The sequence below is a fragment of the Hyphobacterium sp. genome, assembly GCF_965229905.1.
Classification (GTDB): Bacteria; Pseudomonadota; Alphaproteobacteria; order Caulobacterales; family Maricaulaceae; genus Hyphobacterium.
Genome location: NZ_OZ245930.1, coordinates 792,857 through 807,551, shown reverse-complemented (window position 1 = coordinate 807,551; position 14,695 = coordinate 792,857). Strand labels below are relative to the sequence as shown.

The following is a 14,695-nucleotide window of genomic DNA, read 5'->3' as shown; positions in this document are numbered from 1 at the left end:
GGGCTCTCCCTCTCCCTCGAGGGAGAGGGAAGAGGGCGCAAGCCCTCACGGTGAGGGGGAGAATGGAAGAATGACGTACTGGAAACTCGGCATAATCGGTGGATCGGGTCTTTATGCACTGCCCAGCCTGAGCAACGTCCGGTCAGAAGCCGTCGAAACGCCTTGGGGCGCGCCGTCCGGCGATCTCACTCATGGGCAGCTGCATGGCATCGAACTTGTCTTCCTGCCGCGTCACGGGTCCGGTCACGCCATTCCGCCGAACGAGGTGAATTACCGCGCGAACATTGCCGCGCTGAAAATGGCGGGGTGCACGGACGTTCTGGCCATTTCGGCCTGCGGCTCGCTCAAGGAGAGCCTGCCGCCCGGCCGGTTCGTGGCCGTCGATCAATACATCGACCGTACCAAATCGCGCGCCAACTCGTTTTTTGCAGCGGGATGTGCGGCCCATGTCTCGATGGCCGACCCGGTCTGCTCGCGCCTTGCCGCATTGGCCGCTGACGCTGCGGAAGCCGCAGGCGCGACCGTGACACGCGGCGGAACCTATCTGGCGATGGAAGGACCGCAATTTTCCACGCGTGCGGAAAGTGCGCTCTATCGTTCCTGGAATTGCGATGTCATCGGCATGACCAACATGCCCGAAGCACGGCTCGCCCGCGAAGCCGAGTTGCCTTATGCGGCGATCGCGACGGTCACCGATTTCGACAGCTGGCACGAGACCGAAGCCGCCGTCGATGTGCCCGCCGTACTGGCCGTCATGCGACAAAATTCGGCGCTCGCCCGGGAAAGCATTGCCCGCCTCGCGGAAATGGTGTCCGATACCGAACGGACGCCCTCGCCGCAGGGTATAGAGCGGGTGCTCGACACGGCGATTATCACGCCGCCGGACGCCCGCGATCCTGATCTAGTCGGCAAGCTCAAAGCCGTCGCGGGGCGCGTCCTGTAAACGGGGGGATGGCGTGTGTTTCGGTACGGCCTGATTGTATGGGGGCTTTTCGCATCGGTCGCGATCGCGGCCGATAGCGGTCCGGTTCCACGCGACATCGCTGAGGAAGCGTCATCATCGGTTGTCGATGTGATCTGCCGGGTCGGAAATACCAATCGCGGATCGCGCAGCCGCGGCGTCATTCTCGCAGGTGGCAGCGAAATACGGCGCGCCGAAGTGATCATCACCACCGGGCACGGCGTGCGCTATTACAACTCTTCGCAACCCCGCCAATGCTGGATTGTCGACGCGGATGGCGTGTCCCACGACATCATTTCCGTCATACGTCCGCAGGGCATGAATTCCTCGTTTGACGATTGGGCGATCATTCTCACCGAGGACGATTTCGCGCACCCCGAGTGGCGCTTGCCGATCGCATGGTCGGCGGCGTCGCAATCAGCGCCGCGCTCGGTGGCACTGCTCGGCCGCAACCATTTGGCAACCGGATGTACGCTGCGCCAGAGCGACCGCATCTCCGATGGCGGCGAGCGGGTGCGGATACATGATTGCGGTTCGCGGCACGGGCTGTCGGGCGCGCCCCTGCTGACGCTGGAGAACGGAAAACTGTCGGTAATCGGCGTCAATGTCGGCCGCGTGACGGGTTTTGACGGCCAGTCGATCGCCGTCGTCTTCGATGAAGGCCTGATCGCCTCGACCGTCGAAGGCACCTTGCAGCGGGCCGCCGAGTTGCAGCAGCACTGACATCACGCGGCTTTGATTCCCGGTTGACCGGGCGAGGGTTTATCCTTGGCCGATGAAAGTCGTCGCGGCCATCGCGCTTGTCCTGGCCGCTGGTGCGGCTGCCCGGGCCAGCGATGTCCGCGCTGTGCGCTCGCTTTCGGACGCAGACGCACAAGCCGGAACGGTGGCCATCATTTGTCCTGCCGAAACGGCGGGCCTACGCCGCGTCAGCCGTGGGTTCGCGATCGATCTCGGAACAGAGACCCCCTACGATATCGTCATCGCCGCCCGCCACGCGTCTGCCGACCACGCGGCTGGTGATATCACCGCGTGTCAGGTGCGCGCGCCGGGTGGCCGCTATCTGCCGGTCGCCGCCTTCCGGAATGCCGGCCTCTACCGCGACGAAGGCGATGACTGGATCGCCATCCGCACACCGTCTCGCCTTCCGGAAGCGGTGCGCAGACTCCCCTTGGCGCGCTTCCGCGGCGAGCCCGGCAGCCTGCCGCATATCTCCGTCCTCGCGCGGCTGCCGCGCTTGGGCTGCAGCGTCCTCGCGAACACCGAGCTGCGCCTTGGGGACGGGCGCCTGTTCGCTCACGATTGTGCGACGCGCCCGGGTCTCTCGGGAGCGCCGGTCGTGATCGCCCATGACGGACAGATCGCCGTGATCGGCTTTCATGTCGGCCTGCTCATGACAGCGGGCGGGACCGACACGGAGCGGCACGGCGTTGGCCGCTGGATTGATGCAGCGATCGAGCGCGCCGTCGTGGACTTGATGGCGACAGCCGACTAGCGTTTGCCGGAACCAATCAGGGTGTTCCGGCATGATCTCAACCGTCCTTCTTGCCCTCATGGCGCTGCAGGGCGCTGAGGCGCGCCCGATGATCGAGTGTTCCGAGCACATGATGAATGACCGCGCCTTGCGGGGTTGTCTTGAGGACCTGCTCGACATTGCCGAGGACGCTCTGGAAGAGGCCGAGGCAGAAGCCCGCGCGGAAGCGGCGGACATCGATCTCGACATGGCTGGCATCGCCCATGCCGCAGAGCGGTTGGAGCGGGCGCAAACTGCCTGGATCGCCTATCGCGACGCTGAATGCGCCCGCCGCGCTGCACTCTTGCTGATCGGCGCGGATGCGCAAGCGGTGTCAATGGATTGCCGGATCAGCCTTACTCGCGATCGGACACGCGAGCTCATTGAGCAATGAGTCTTGTCCTTCACATCGGCAATAAGCGCCTGTCGTCCTGGTCCATGCGCCCCTGGCTCGCCTTGAAGAAAGCCGGCATTGATTTCCAAGAGCATCTCATCCCGCTCGATCGGGACGGCACACGCGAGCAATTGCTCGACTTGTCACCCGTGGCGACCGTGCCCGTGCTCGAAACACCGGACGGCAATATCTGGGACAGCCTCGCGATCTGCGAGTGGGCGGCGGAACACTCATCCGCGCTCTGGCCGGCCGATACTGCGCGGCGGGCGCAAGCCCGGGCCGTGACCGCCAGCATGCATTCCGGATTTGCCGCCTTGCGCGGCGAATTGCCGATGGATCTGCAGCGAAGGTTCGCCGCGACCGATATGAGCGTTGCCTGCTGGCGCGACATCGAAACCGTGCAGGCGCTCTGGGCCCAGTCCAAGACCGGCGAGGGAAATTTCCTTTTCGGGGACTGGTCGATCGCAGACGCCTTCTTCACGCCTGTCGCAACGCGGTTTGAAACCTATCAGGTGCCGCTATCCACAAGCGCGCAGACCTATGTGGAGACATTGCTCGGCGATCCGGTCTACAAGGATTGGAAAGCCGCCGCACTTCTGGAAAGCTGGGACGCTCCCGGCCATTAGAGACCCGTCATGGACTTCATCAAGGACGCCATCCGCACAATTCCGGACCATCCCAAGCCGGGCATCCAGTTCCGCGATGTCACCACGCTGTTAAAGGATGCGCGCGCCTTCCGCGCGGCAATTGACGCCATGGTACAGCCCTGGGCGGGCGCCAAGATCGACAAGGTGGCCGGCATTGAGGCGCGCGGATTTATTCTGGGTGGCGCGGTGGCCCACCAGCTCTCGGTCGGTTTCACGCCGGTGCGCAAGAAGGGCAAGCTGCCCGCCCGCACTCTCGCCGAGGAATACGAGCTCGAATACGGGACCGATACGGTCGAGATCCACAGCGATGCGGTCGCCGAAACCGAGCGTGTCCTTCTGGTCGACGACCTCATCGCCACCGGGGGTACGGCAGAGGCCTCGATCAAGCTCTTGCGTCGCGCCGGTGCGGACGTCGTTGGCGCGACTTTCGTCATCGACCTGCCGGATCTCGGCGGTGCAAAACGTATCGAGAAACTCGGCGTGCCCTGCGCGAGCCTCGTGAGCTTCGACGGGGATTGAGGTTTCACCTCGCCGGGCAATCAGGCCTCAAATCCCACAAATCACCGTCTTCCTCCGATTTAATCGGAGGACCTCGGAGGCCCTCCGGTCAAGCCGGAGGGAGGCGGGAAAAAACATGCCTCATGGTGAAGTGCCCGGCGTCACGAAGCGCTTTCCTTCCCCGTTCACGGGGGAAAGGGACCACGAAGTGGTGGAGGGGCATGCCCCCCTCGGTCCGGAGCCTGTCCTCGGGCCGACCTGTGGTCGGACCCGTGGGGACCGCTCCCCCCGTAAACGGGGGGAGAATTCGAACACAATCGGCCTTTCAAGCCTTGCCGGGATTTTTTCGCGGCGGGTTTTCAGGTCAAGGGACGCGCATGCGCCGCTTCGTGGTTTCACCCTTGAGCCGAATACCCGGCGCGAAAGACTGGCCGGCATGGAGTGTAAGGCGGGATAGGCTTGGCTTTCCCCTCCCTCTTGTGGGGGGTAGGGGTGGGGGGCTTTTAGCGAAGCGGGGCCATAGTCACCCTACCCTGACCGCTTCGCGGTCTTCCCTCCCCATCAAGGGGAGGGAAAGCACCCCGCTACTCTCCGTCCATCAGCTCGCGTACATCCTCGACGAACGCCTCGAGTGAAGGGTGGTGGATGTACATCATGTGCCCGGCCTCATAATAGCCGAAGGTAACCCGGTCGGGATCGAAGCCCGGCTGGTTGAACATCAGCTCCGCCGCAAAGAACGGCGTGGCGAGATCGTAATAGCCCTGCGCCACCAGCACTTCGAGATCGGAATTCTGGCGCATCGCCGTCGCCACCCAGGGGCCGACATTGATATAGGCCTCGCCCTGGCCGTGATCGCGGTTCCAGCCGCCGAATGTTGGTATGTCGATCACCGAATATTCCTCGGTAATGTCGACGCCAAGCGTGTCAGTGAAATAGTGCAGCATCGCGGCCGTATAGCCGCCATCTATGCCATAAGCCGACGGATCGTATTCCGGCCCTTCACTGACGGCATCCGCCTCAGCGCCGGTGAAGCGGCTGTCCAGCCGACCGACCGACAGGCCTTCATCGCGCAGCAATTCGCGCATGAAGCGGTTCAGGGTAACCCGCAGATTGGCGCGCATCAGATAGTTTTCCGACAATCCGATAAAGCGCGACAGCTCCGCCGCGACCGCGCGTTGCTCGTCCGCAGACAGGCTCGCCCCGCGCAACAGCGCCGGCATGTAGGTGTCGTATGCAAAATCGCGGGAATCCGCGAGGAAGGCTTCGAGATTGCCATCCCACGCCGAGCGGTCGATCCGCTCGTGATACCAAGCCGTCGCCGCGAAACCCGGCATCAGGCCGATATAGCCGACATCATTGCCCTCGGACGTGTCGTCATAGCGGAAATCGAGAACGGTCGAGATCAGGCCGACACCGTTGAACGAGACATCCGTCCAGCCGCCCTGCATCTCGTTCAGGAGTGCTGCAATCCGGGTCGTGCCATAACTTTCGCCGAGCAGGTATTTCGGCGAATTCCAGCGCCGGTTCTCGGTCAGCCAGCGGCGGATAAAAGCGCCCAGGACGCGCGCATCCTCGCGGATGCCCCAAAAGCGGTCGCCGGTTTCTTCGCCCAGCGGCCGGCTCCAGCCGGTCCCGACCGGATCGACAAAGACCAGGTCGGCCTGATCGATGATCGAGAACTCGTTTTCGATGATGGAGTAGGGGGCGGCGCCATCGTCCAGCGCGTCCGACGGCAGGTCGACACGGTAGGGTCCGAACACGCCCATGTGCAGCCACAGGCTCGCCGATCCCGGCCCGCCATTGAAGATGAAGGCCACCGGTCGGTTTTCACGATCGTCTACGCCCTGCCGGATATAGGCCGTCGAAAAGATCGACGCGTAGGGTTCGCCGTCATCTCCCGCCATGAAGGTTTCGCCGGCAATGACGGAATACCTGACCCTTTGCCCGTTCGCCGTGATCTGGCCTTCGCTCTCATAGATACGCGAGCCGTCATCGCGGGCGTCTTCTCCCTCATCCTGTGCCGCGGCGGTACATGCGCCCAGCGCTATGGCGGCGACGATCGAAACCCAGCGATTCATGGCATTCCTCCCAGACATTGGCGCCGAACATAAAGCCTTCACGGGACGGGGCAAATTACGATAATGCGAGCGCATGAATTACCGCCACGCCTTCCATGCCGGCAATTTTGCCGATGTTCTGAAACACGCCGTGCTGGCGCAATGCCTTCGGCATCTGAAGAAGAAGGACAAGCCGTTCCGCTATATCGACACGCATGCGGGAATCGGCGCGTATGACCTGACGTCCGGCGAAGCCGAGCGCAGCCCGGAATGGCGGAACGGGATCGCGAAAGTGATCGCCGCAGATAAACCGCCGGCCGTAGCGGATGCCCTTGCGCCGCTTCTCGATATCGTTGGCGCGATGAATGCCGGTGCGCTATCGCGCTATCCGGGTTCACCTGAAATCGCCGCCCGGATGGCCCGTGAGCTCGACCGCATTCAGCTTTGCGAATGGCACGAAGCGGACGCCAAATCGCTCGACAAACGCTATGTCCGGGATGCGCGTGTGAAGGTGGAACGCCGGGATGGCTACAAGGCGTTGCCCGCCCTGGTGCCGCCGCGGGAAAAGCGCGGACTTGTGCTCGTTGACCCGCCCTTCGAACATCGTGACGAGATGGCGCACATGGCCGAAGCGGTCCGCAGCGCTTTGCCGAAATGGCCGACCGGGACCTGGATTATCTGGCGCCCGCTCAAAGACCTCTGGGCGTCCGAACGCTTCGATGTCGGCCTCGCCGAATGGCTGTTCGAAGAGGAGCTCGCCACGCCGGAAAAACTGCTGCGTGCCGATTTGTGGGTTCGTGACCTTGAGAGCGAAGGCAAGCTCGCTGGCGCCGGCATCGTCATCGTCAACCCGCCCTTTACGCTGGAAGCGCAGCTGCTCGCCTTGCTGCCCTGGCTTTCGGAAACGCTGGCGCAGGGCGAGGGCGCCGGCTGGCGGCTCGATGGTTGCGCCACCGATGACAGCCTCTCGGTGGAAGAGTTTTAGCGGCGGGTTCGGCTTCTGAATCGTCATCCCGGACAGACGTCAGTCTGATCCGGGACCCATGCCGTTTATTCAAAGCCACGGAATGGGTCCCGGGTTCGCGCCTTCAGCGCGCCCCGGAATGACGAGAAAACTGGATAACGGGACCTAATACTCTTCCTCATCGCAGAACGGATACCAGGGCGGCATGTCCTCGGATGGCTTCAAGGGAAAATCAGGCGGACGCTTCTCCAGGAAGCTCATCACGCCCTCTGCCGCATCCGGTCCCATGCCCGCGTGCAAAATAGCCTTCGATTCGATCCGGTGCGCATCCATCGGCGTGTGCGGGCCCAGCATCCGCCAGGCCATCTGCCGCATCACCGCCACCGACACCGGGGCCGTCATTTCGGCGAGCTCGGCCGCATAGGCGCGCGCCGCTTCCATCAGCGACCCGGGATCGTCATGGAGCGATTTGATCAGCCCGGCTTCATGCGCCTCCTCGGTGCGGAATGTGCGGCCCGACAGCGCCCAATCCATCGCGGTGGAAACGCCCACCACGCGGGGCAGGAACCAGCTGGCGGCGCCGTCCCAGGCAATACCCCGCCGCGAAAACGGGTAGGCCATCTTGGCGCCCTTCACCGCGAAACGCACATCCATGGGCAGGATCATCGTGGCGCCGATGCCGACCGCAGGACCGTTGATCGCTGCAATCACCGGCTTCTGCGAGGCCCAGATCCGCAAATTCAAAACACCGCCCGAATCGCGCCAGCGGGGATCGTTGTCGTCGAGCTCGCCCTGCGCCTGGGCCTGACTCACAGCGTTGAAGGTCTCCGCCCCGGTCGAAAGGTCTGCTCCCGCGCAGAACCCGCGTCCGGCGCCGGTGAATATCACGGCACGGACCTCATCATTGGCGTCGGTCTCGTCGAGCGCTGCACGAATCTCCTCGCCCATTTCGTGGGTGAAGGCATTCATCGCCTGCGGCCGGTTCAGCGTGAGGGTCGCGATCGGCCCGTCAATGGCCAGATCGATGGTCGCAAACGGCATGAGGCTCTCCTAGTCGATGGTGCCTTCACCGAACAGTTCACCCCGTTCGGTCACATAGACCGTAACGAAGGCCGCCAGCCCGGTCACGGTCTGACCCGCGATCAGGGGCAGGGCGGTATCGTTGTAGAGTTGACCCAGCGCCATGCCGATCACCGCACCGATGACGCCCGTGCCAAACCCGTAGGCGGCCGAGGCCGTGCCGGCGATGTGGCCCACAGGCTCCATCGCCAGAGCGTTGAAATTGGCCGCAATGAGGCCCATCAGCATCATCGCCAGCGACAAGAGAGGCAGGAACACCCAGATCGTATCGACGCCCGTCAGGATCAACAGCGAATGGCCGCCGCTGATCGCGGTGAATCCGATCAATGCGGCTTGCGACAACCGGCGCTGGCCATATCTCATGACCAGCCGGGAATTGGCGAAATTGGTAATCGCCATCGAAGCCGCCATGACGGCAAATGCGAGCGTCCAGGTCGTGCCCAGCTCGAAATGCTGCGCCATCAGCTGTTCCGACATGTTCAGCATGGCGTAGAGGCCGCCGAAGAAACAGGCCCCTGCCAAGGCATACCCGACCAGCGCCCGATGACGCAGCGTTTCCCGGAAGACGCCGACCGTTTGACGGACGTTCAGCTTGCGGCGGTATTCTTCGCGCAGCGTTTCCGGCAGCTGCAGGCTCAGCCAGATTGCCAGACTGGATGCCGCGAAAAGCAGGATCACGAATATCCAGCGCCAGGGCGCCACAAACAGCACAAGTTGGCCAAGGCTCGGCGCCACGACGGGCACTGCCATGAACACCATCATCGCCATCGACACGACCTGCGCCATGCGCCGGCCGGAGGTCAGGTCACGGGCAATCGCGATCGACACGACCCGCGCGGCGGCAATGCTCATGCCCTGCAGGAAACGCCCGAACAACAGAACCTCGAAAGACCAGGCGGCCAGGCAGAAAAAGGTCGCGCCGATGTACAGCACCAGCGCTCCGATCAATACCGGCTTGCGCCCCCACGCATCCGACAAGGGTCCGTAAAACAGTTGCGCCAGCCCAAACCCGATCAGGAATGCGGTGACGACAAGTTGCTTGTTGTTTTCGCCGGCGACCTGCAGATCGCGCCCAATTTCCGGCAGCGCCGGCAACATCATGTCGATCGACAGCGCGACGATGCCCGTTGACAGAACAAGCAACGTCACGAGCTGCCAGAACGTCAACAATTGCCGTTCACCCACAAAGTCTGATCTCGGCATTCGTATACCCCCAGCTGACCTTGGTGCGATGAACCGGAGAGGTTGGCAAGCGCAAGTTGCAGGCGGCAAAAACGGGGGCGTTTACAGGGTGTCAGTCGGCGCGCAGTCATCGTAATCCGGGCAGGTTTTCCGCCAGACCGCGCGCGCCGCGAGCCGAGTCTGCCTCCCGCGCGGCAGTGCGATCGATGGTCCAACAGGCGAACCGCTCGGCGACGAATACGGCCTCCTCTTGCGGCAAGTAATTCCCCGGAATGCCCCGACGGTGCCGGTTTTAACCTCGAATGGCTGTTCATGGACCCGATTTAACTTCTATCGCGCCGCTCTGTGGGTACGGTCGCACCAAGGACCACAGGGGGAATTCATGTTCGACATTATTGTGATGAGCGCGGCTATCGCAGCGGCCCAGCCGGCTACCTGCACAGACTGGCAGCAGGAAAATCGTCTGATCGATGGCGAGGCGGGCACCATCGCGGTGACGGTGGATTATCCCGCCGATGCGGGGGCCGTGCCCTTCATTCTGGTTAATGGCGGCTCATCCTATCGCGTTCGCGAGGAGGCGGCGTTCGCGGTTCAGCTTCTGCAGCCGGCCTGCATGGCAATCGTCAGATATGACCGCCGCGGCCATGGCGAATCGCACGGCGAGGCGGTCATCGCCAGCACGCTTAACAGCCCTGACATCGTGCCGCTACTGGCAGGCGATGGACTGCGTGTCGTAGAAAGCCTCCGGGCCGATTCCGACATGCCGGTGTCGAGTTTCGGCCTCTTGGGATCCAGCTTCGGGGCTTGGCTGAACGCCGAAATGGCCAGCCGCTCCGACAACATCGACTATTTCGTCTCGATCTCCGCCGGTGCCGTAAGCGTCGGCGTGTCCGACCATTATGATTCGCTGACAGACCGCGGCGTGGCGCAACATGAGGCGCTCGCACAGAGCCGTGCCCTGGCATCCGCGCCGGGATATGATCCGGCGGCGGGCTTGCAGAACGCCGAAGCTACGGGCCTGTTCATTTTCGGCCTCAACGACCTCTCCAACCCCTCGCAGCTCGAAATCGAGCGGCTGCAGCAGCCCGACCTCTCGGCGGGCGATTTCACCGTCATCGCCATCGAGGATGCCGACCATAACTTGGTCCGCGAAAGCACGGGCGCGATCGCCATGGAGGCCATGCAGGACATGGTCGCGTGGATTCGCGAACAGGACGTGGCGCGGAGAGCGGAGTGATCGCCAGCCTAACAAGAATTCACGTGACAGCCCCAAGCCTGCGTGAAGACTCGCCCGTCATGACAGACGACCTGAAGAACGGCTTCCGGCTCGGCAGCTGGCGGGTGTATCCGCAGCTCAACCGTATCGAACGGGCGGCGGAAAGCGTGCAGCTCGAACCCAAAGTCATGGACGTGCTGACCACCCTGATCGCAGCGGGCGGAAGTCCGGTCAGCCGCGCAGAAATGCTCGCTCGCTTGTGGCCGGGCGTGCACGTGGTCGACGATGTATTGACGCGTTGCATCTATCAACTCCGCAGGGCGCTGGCCAACGACGCCGGTCTGATCGGAACCGTGCGCGGCCGCGGTTATCGCGTCACCGCAAATGTACGCGCCATTGCCTTCCGGCCCGCCGGCAGGGAACGCTGGCATGCCATAGCCGCAGCCGCGGTCATAGCCATCGTTTTCAGCTTCGCCTGGCAACCTGACACGACCCTCGCCGAAGCATCGCGCATCATGGCCGGCGATCCGGTATTGCCTGGCGAAACCGCTCAACTTGTTGCTGTGCGAAGCCTCGCCGAGGAGCGCGCCGCGAATATCGCGGCCAACCGCCAATTCCTCATGGCCGAACGCGAGGCGGTACGGCCGGGCTTCGGCGGCCATGCCAGCCATGCCGGCACCCCTGTCGCCGAACCCGCGCCTGCTTTTACATCGTCACACGACAGATCCTGATCTGATGATTGGATGATGATCCCCGTCCGGGGATTGTCTCCGGCGGCCATTTCCCTCCGATGAGCGCTCCCGCGCACTCCCGCGCCGGTCACGGAGAACCCCATGCTGTTCATCCTCTTGTCTGCAATCCTTGCACAGGCTGCTACGTCGACCACGTTCGACACGGCTTGCTATGCCGTCGAAGACTTTCGCCTGGAAACCCGCCACGGAGACGATCGCGTCAGCTTGGCGGGCGACATGCGTTATGCGCCGGGCGATGTCGCACGGCCGACCGTGCTGATGATCACCGGCAGCGGCGATCATGTCCGCGAACAGATGATTTCCGGCGTGCCCATGTTCGGCATGATCGCCGACCGGCTGGCGCGCGCCGGCTATCAAGTCGTGCTGACCGATCCGCGCGGCTTTGGCGCCAGCACGGTGAATGGCGAAAGCTATGAACCGCCGCAATGGCTGCAAGTCCCGTCTGCCCTCCGCATCGCCGACAATCGCGCCGTACTCGATTACCTGGCCAGCCATCCCCGCGTCGGCGACATCATTGTGCTGGGGCACAGCGAGGGCGCCATGATCGCCAGCCAGCTGGCCGCGGACCGGCCGGACATCGATCTCGCCATTCTTCTGGCTGGCCCGGCCTTGCCGGGCGCTGAAACCTTCGCCCGCCAGCGCACCGATTTCATGATCCGCCAGGGCGTAGACCCTTTCACAGCCGAACAGGTCTATCCGGCGCTTTTGCGTTTTGCCGAATTCGTGGCGAGCGATGCCGTGGAAGATGCCGCGGCCTGGGACGCCGTGCTGGCCGAAATGATGGCGGCGCAATCGGCGCTCGACGAACCCTTCTACAATGCCGAAATCCTGGACTTCTACCGGTCAGGTACCGCGTGGCACCGGGCTTTCATGGCTTACGATCCGGCGTCCGATCTGGCGCGGCTCACGACGCCTGTGCTGGCCGTCTACGGATCCGCCGACGATGCGACGCCGCCAGCTGCCCACGCCCCGGTTCTGCTGCAGCACCTGTCAGCGGCCGGCAATCCCGATATCGAGCTGCACGTCCTGCCGGACCAGGATCACTTCTTTCTGGAATTCGAGGACCGGCGCGTCGACCGCCACCCCTTTGGCCAGACCGAGATCGCGGACGAGTTGATCGCCGCGCTCCTCGATTCGCTGGACCGGCGCATTGGCGCATCCGACGGCTGCACAGACTAGTCCCGGAGGTCGGGCGGGCCGGTCAGCAATCACCGGTCTTGCCTGACCTGCTCTATCCATGTCGAGCGACTGTCGCGATGGAGCGCGTAACTGGGAGAATTGAAGAATTCGGTTGGCGAGCGAATACTCAGGCCGAGCCGTTTCTGGCGCCCTCAATTAATCTTGCCGGTGTCCATCGCTGCGCACGGCGTGCGATCCTGTCTTCCGTATTCTCGGCATCATAATCGAATGCCGCATCTGCAATTTTTGCGAGGGGGAGGTTATCGAACAGTCTGGCATTCAGGATGGCAAATGTTCGACCGCCGGTTTCGAAAATCGCACCGACATAGACGAAGCAGGTCGGGCAATGCACGAAATCCGCCGTTTTATGGCCGAAGCGGTAGATGCCTAACGGGTCAGCGACATGGATGCGGGCTTTCCCGGTTGGATCGGCGAAATATACTGGTGCCAGTCTCCGGCAATAAGTGCAGTCACACAGGCGGTAGCCGAGCTCATCCGCTGCAAGCGTGGACTCGAATTCGATCTCAACCGATCTGCAATGACAATGTCCGCGGAAAGCAACGACCATGATGCGAGTTTAGTCGCCCATTCGGCAGGATCAAAGCTTTCGCCTCAAGCGCATCAGACGTTGAACTTGAAGTGCAAAACGTCGCCGTCCTGCACCACATAATCCTTGCCTTCCTGGCGCAGCTTGCCGGCTTCGCGCGCAGCATTCTCACCGCCCAGCGAGACATAATCGTCATAGGCAATGGTTTCGGCCCGGATGAAGCCCTTCTCGAAATCGCCATGAATGACGCCGGCGCATTTCGGCGCGGTCCAGCCCTTGTGGAAGGTCCAGGCGCGCGCTTCCTTCGGGCCCGCGGTGAAATAGGTCTGCAGGCCGAGCAGATGATATCCGGTCTGGATCAGACGGTTGAGGCCGGCCTCTTCCAGCCCGATCGTTTCCAGATATTCGGCACGCTCCTCGTCTTCCAAGAGGGCCAGCTCGCTTTCGATCTTGGCGGAGATGACAACGGCTTCAGCGCCTTCTTGCTTGGCCCGGTCGAGCACGCTCTGGGAATATTCATTGCCCTCGGCGGCGCGGTCCTCGTCGACATTGGCGATGAACAGGACCGGCTTGGACGTCAGGAGCTGAAGCTTCCGCCATTCCTTTTCGTCCTCCTTGTCGATCTCGGCGAAGCGCGCCGGCTTGCCGGCCTGCAGCTGTTCCAGCGCGATATCGACCAGTTTCAGCGCCGCCTTTGCCTCTTTCTCGCCGGTCTTGGCCTTTTTCTCGAGATTGGAACGCCGCTTTTCCAGGCTCTCCATGTCGGCGAGCATCAGCTCGGTCTCGACGGTTTCCAGATCGGCCAGCGGATCGATCCGCCCGTCGACATGGGTGATATCGTCATCCTCGAAACAGCGCAGCACATAGGCGATGGCATCGGTCTCGCGGATATTGGCGAGGAATTGATTACCCAGGCCTTCGCCCTTGGACGCGCCCGCGACCAGGCCGGCAATGTCGACAAAGTTCATCCGCGCCGGGATCACTTCCTTGGACTGGGCGATTGCGGCGATCTTCGCCAGACGCGGTTCCGGCACGGCGACATCGCCGACATTCGGCTCGATCGTGCAGAAGGGATAGTTCGCGGCCTGCGCGGCGGCGGTCTGTGTCAGCGCATTGAAGAGCGTCGACTTGCCCACATTCGGCAGGCCGACAATGCCGCATTTGAAACCCATGACGTCCTCGTCTCTAATTTGCGGCGCTTATAGGAGGTTTGCGGAATGCGGCAAATAACCGATTCAGACATCGAGAATTTGAACTCTGCTGAAAGCGGTGCGCTCAATACGATCGTGTGGAGCAAGGGCCATCTCAGACTGAACTTCTCATGGTTTTCAATTGAATTGTCGGAGCAATTCGAACTGATATCAAAAAACGACGCCCGCAGAATCGACCATCCTTTTTCCGACCCATTACCGCTAGGCGGCCTGTTTGGGAGCTCCGTCGAGTCGTTTCACCTAGAGCCAGGCAACAAGTTGGTTGTCCGACTGGACAATGGCGCAGTCCTCCGCCTCCTGCCGAATGCATCGGTGGAGGAGGAACAATTCGTGCTGACTTCGCATCGCTCAAGAGGTGAGGAAGTGACGAGTTGGATTATCATCTAGCCGCTCATCGAGCCTTGAGCGGCTAAGTTTTCGTTTCACTGTGCTAACACAATGTGACGCTCATAAGGGCGTGGGACGCAACTGAGTGAAAACTCGATAATTGGCTT

The 14,695-nt window shown here is 62.5% G+C and carries 16 protein-coding genes; 11 read left to right on the top strand and 5 right to left on the bottom strand.

The features are described from left to right. The first annotated feature begins 70 nt into the window (after positions 1-70). Genes mtnP through ACO08C_RS04040 form a run of 6 tightly spaced genes read left to right on the top strand, consistent with a single transcriptional unit; the run spans position 71 to position 4,034 of the window. Positions 71-943, top strand: coding sequence for an S-methyl-5'-thioadenosine phosphorylase (mtnP, locus tag ACO08C_RS04065; RefSeq protein ID WP_421787732.1), 873 nt, complete (start codon positions 71-73; stop codon positions 941-943). A 15-nt stretch (positions 944-958) separates the two neighbouring features. Then, positions 959-1,684: a hypothetical protein gene (locus tag ACO08C_RS04060; RefSeq protein ID WP_421787731.1), complete on the top strand. Its 726-nt coding sequence runs from the start codon at positions 959-961 to the stop codon at positions 1,682-1,684. Between the two features lie 52 nt (positions 1,685-1,736). Continuing rightward, the gene (locus ACO08C_RS04055) at positions 1,737-2,456 is read left to right on the top strand and encodes a hypothetical protein (RefSeq protein WP_421787730.1); all 720 of its coding nucleotides are present in this window, start codon (positions 1,737-1,739) and stop codon (positions 2,454-2,456) included. Between the two features lie 31 nt (positions 2,457-2,487). Further along, positions 2,488-2,868 (top strand): lysozyme inhibitor LprI family protein, encoded by a 381-nt coding sequence (locus ACO08C_RS04050; protein ID WP_421787729.1) that lies wholly within the window; start codon positions 2,488-2,490, stop codon positions 2,866-2,868. Beyond that, the gene (locus ACO08C_RS04045; RefSeq protein WP_421787728.1) at positions 2,865-3,494 is read left to right on the top strand and encodes a glutathione S-transferase family protein; all 630 of its coding nucleotides are present in this window, start codon (positions 2,865-2,867) and stop codon (positions 3,492-3,494) included. Before ACO08C_RS04050 ends, ACO08C_RS04045 begins: the two co-directional genes overlap by 4 nt. A gap of 9 nt (positions 3,495-3,503) precedes the next feature. Then, the gene (locus ACO08C_RS04040; protein WP_421787727.1) at positions 3,504-4,034 is read left to right on the top strand and encodes an adenine phosphoribosyltransferase; all 531 of its coding nucleotides are present in this window, start codon (positions 3,504-3,506) and stop codon (positions 4,032-4,034) included. 563 nt (positions 4,035-4,597) lie between these two features. On the opposite strand, the gene ACO08C_RS04035 is transcribed toward ACO08C_RS04040, so the two are convergent. Further along, positions 4,598-6,091: a S10 family peptidase gene (locus ACO08C_RS04035; RefSeq protein ID WP_421787726.1), complete on the bottom strand. Its 1,494-nt coding sequence runs from the start codon at positions 6,089-6,091 to the stop codon at positions 4,598-4,600. A gap of 73 nt (positions 6,092-6,164) precedes the next feature. On the opposite strand from ACO08C_RS04035, the gene ACO08C_RS04030 reads away from it, so the two are divergent. After that, entirely contained in the window at positions 6,165-7,055 is an 891-nt protein-coding gene (locus ACO08C_RS04030; RefSeq protein ID WP_421787725.1) for a 23S rRNA (adenine(2030)-N(6))-methyltransferase RlmJ, read from the top strand. Between the two features lie 144 nt (positions 7,056-7,199). On the opposite strand, the gene ACO08C_RS04025 is transcribed toward ACO08C_RS04030, so the two are convergent. Both ACO08C_RS04025 and ACO08C_RS04020 read right to left on the bottom strand, forming a co-directional pair. Then, complete coding sequence (locus ACO08C_RS04025) at positions 7,200-8,075, bottom strand: enoyl-CoA hydratase-related protein (RefSeq protein WP_421787724.1); 876 nt, start codon at positions 8,073-8,075, stop codon at positions 7,200-7,202. A 9-nt stretch (positions 8,076-8,084) separates the two neighbouring features. Further along, complete coding sequence (locus ACO08C_RS04020; RefSeq protein ID WP_421787723.1) at positions 8,085-9,317, bottom strand: multidrug effflux MFS transporter; 1,233 nt, start codon at positions 9,315-9,317, stop codon at positions 8,085-8,087. A 361-nt stretch (positions 9,318-9,678) separates the two neighbouring features. Here ACO08C_RS04020 and ACO08C_RS04015 point away from each other — a divergent pair, with 361 nt between their 5' ends. The 3 genes from ACO08C_RS04015 (at position 9,679) to ACO08C_RS04005 (ending at position 12,443) form a co-directional block, all read left to right on the top strand. After that, positions 9,679-10,533: an alpha/beta hydrolase family protein gene (locus tag ACO08C_RS04015; protein WP_421787722.1), complete on the top strand. Its 855-nt coding sequence runs from the start codon at positions 9,679-9,681 to the stop codon at positions 10,531-10,533. A 59-nt stretch (positions 10,534-10,592) separates the two neighbouring features. Continuing rightward, a complete protein-coding gene (locus ACO08C_RS04010; RefSeq protein WP_421787721.1) occupies positions 10,593-11,243 on the top strand; it encodes a winged helix-turn-helix domain-containing protein in 651 nt (216 codons plus the stop codon). 102 nt (positions 11,244-11,345) lie between these two features. Continuing rightward, complete coding sequence (locus tag ACO08C_RS04005; protein ID WP_421787720.1) at positions 11,346-12,443, top strand: alpha/beta hydrolase family protein; 1,098 nt, start codon at positions 11,346-11,348, stop codon at positions 12,441-12,443. Positions 12,444-12,570: 127 nt separating this feature from the next. On the opposite strand, the gene ACO08C_RS04000 is transcribed toward ACO08C_RS04005, so the two are convergent. Continuing rightward, positions 12,571-13,011: a GFA family protein gene (locus ACO08C_RS04000; protein WP_421787719.1), complete on the bottom strand. Its 441-nt coding sequence runs from the start codon at positions 13,009-13,011 to the stop codon at positions 12,571-12,573. Between the two features lie 53 nt (positions 13,012-13,064). After that, positions 13,065-14,162: a redox-regulated ATPase YchF gene (gene ychF / locus ACO08C_RS03995; protein ID WP_421787718.1), complete on the bottom strand. Its 1,098-nt coding sequence runs from the start codon at positions 14,160-14,162 to the stop codon at positions 13,065-13,067. 45 nt (positions 14,163-14,207) lie between these two features. Here ychF and ACO08C_RS03990 point away from each other — a divergent pair, with 45 nt between their 5' ends. After that, positions 14,208-14,588: a hypothetical protein gene (locus ACO08C_RS03990; protein ID WP_421787717.1), complete on the top strand. Its 381-nt coding sequence runs from the start codon at positions 14,208-14,210 to the stop codon at positions 14,586-14,588. The last annotated feature ends 107 nt before the right edge of the window (positions 14,589-14,695 follow it).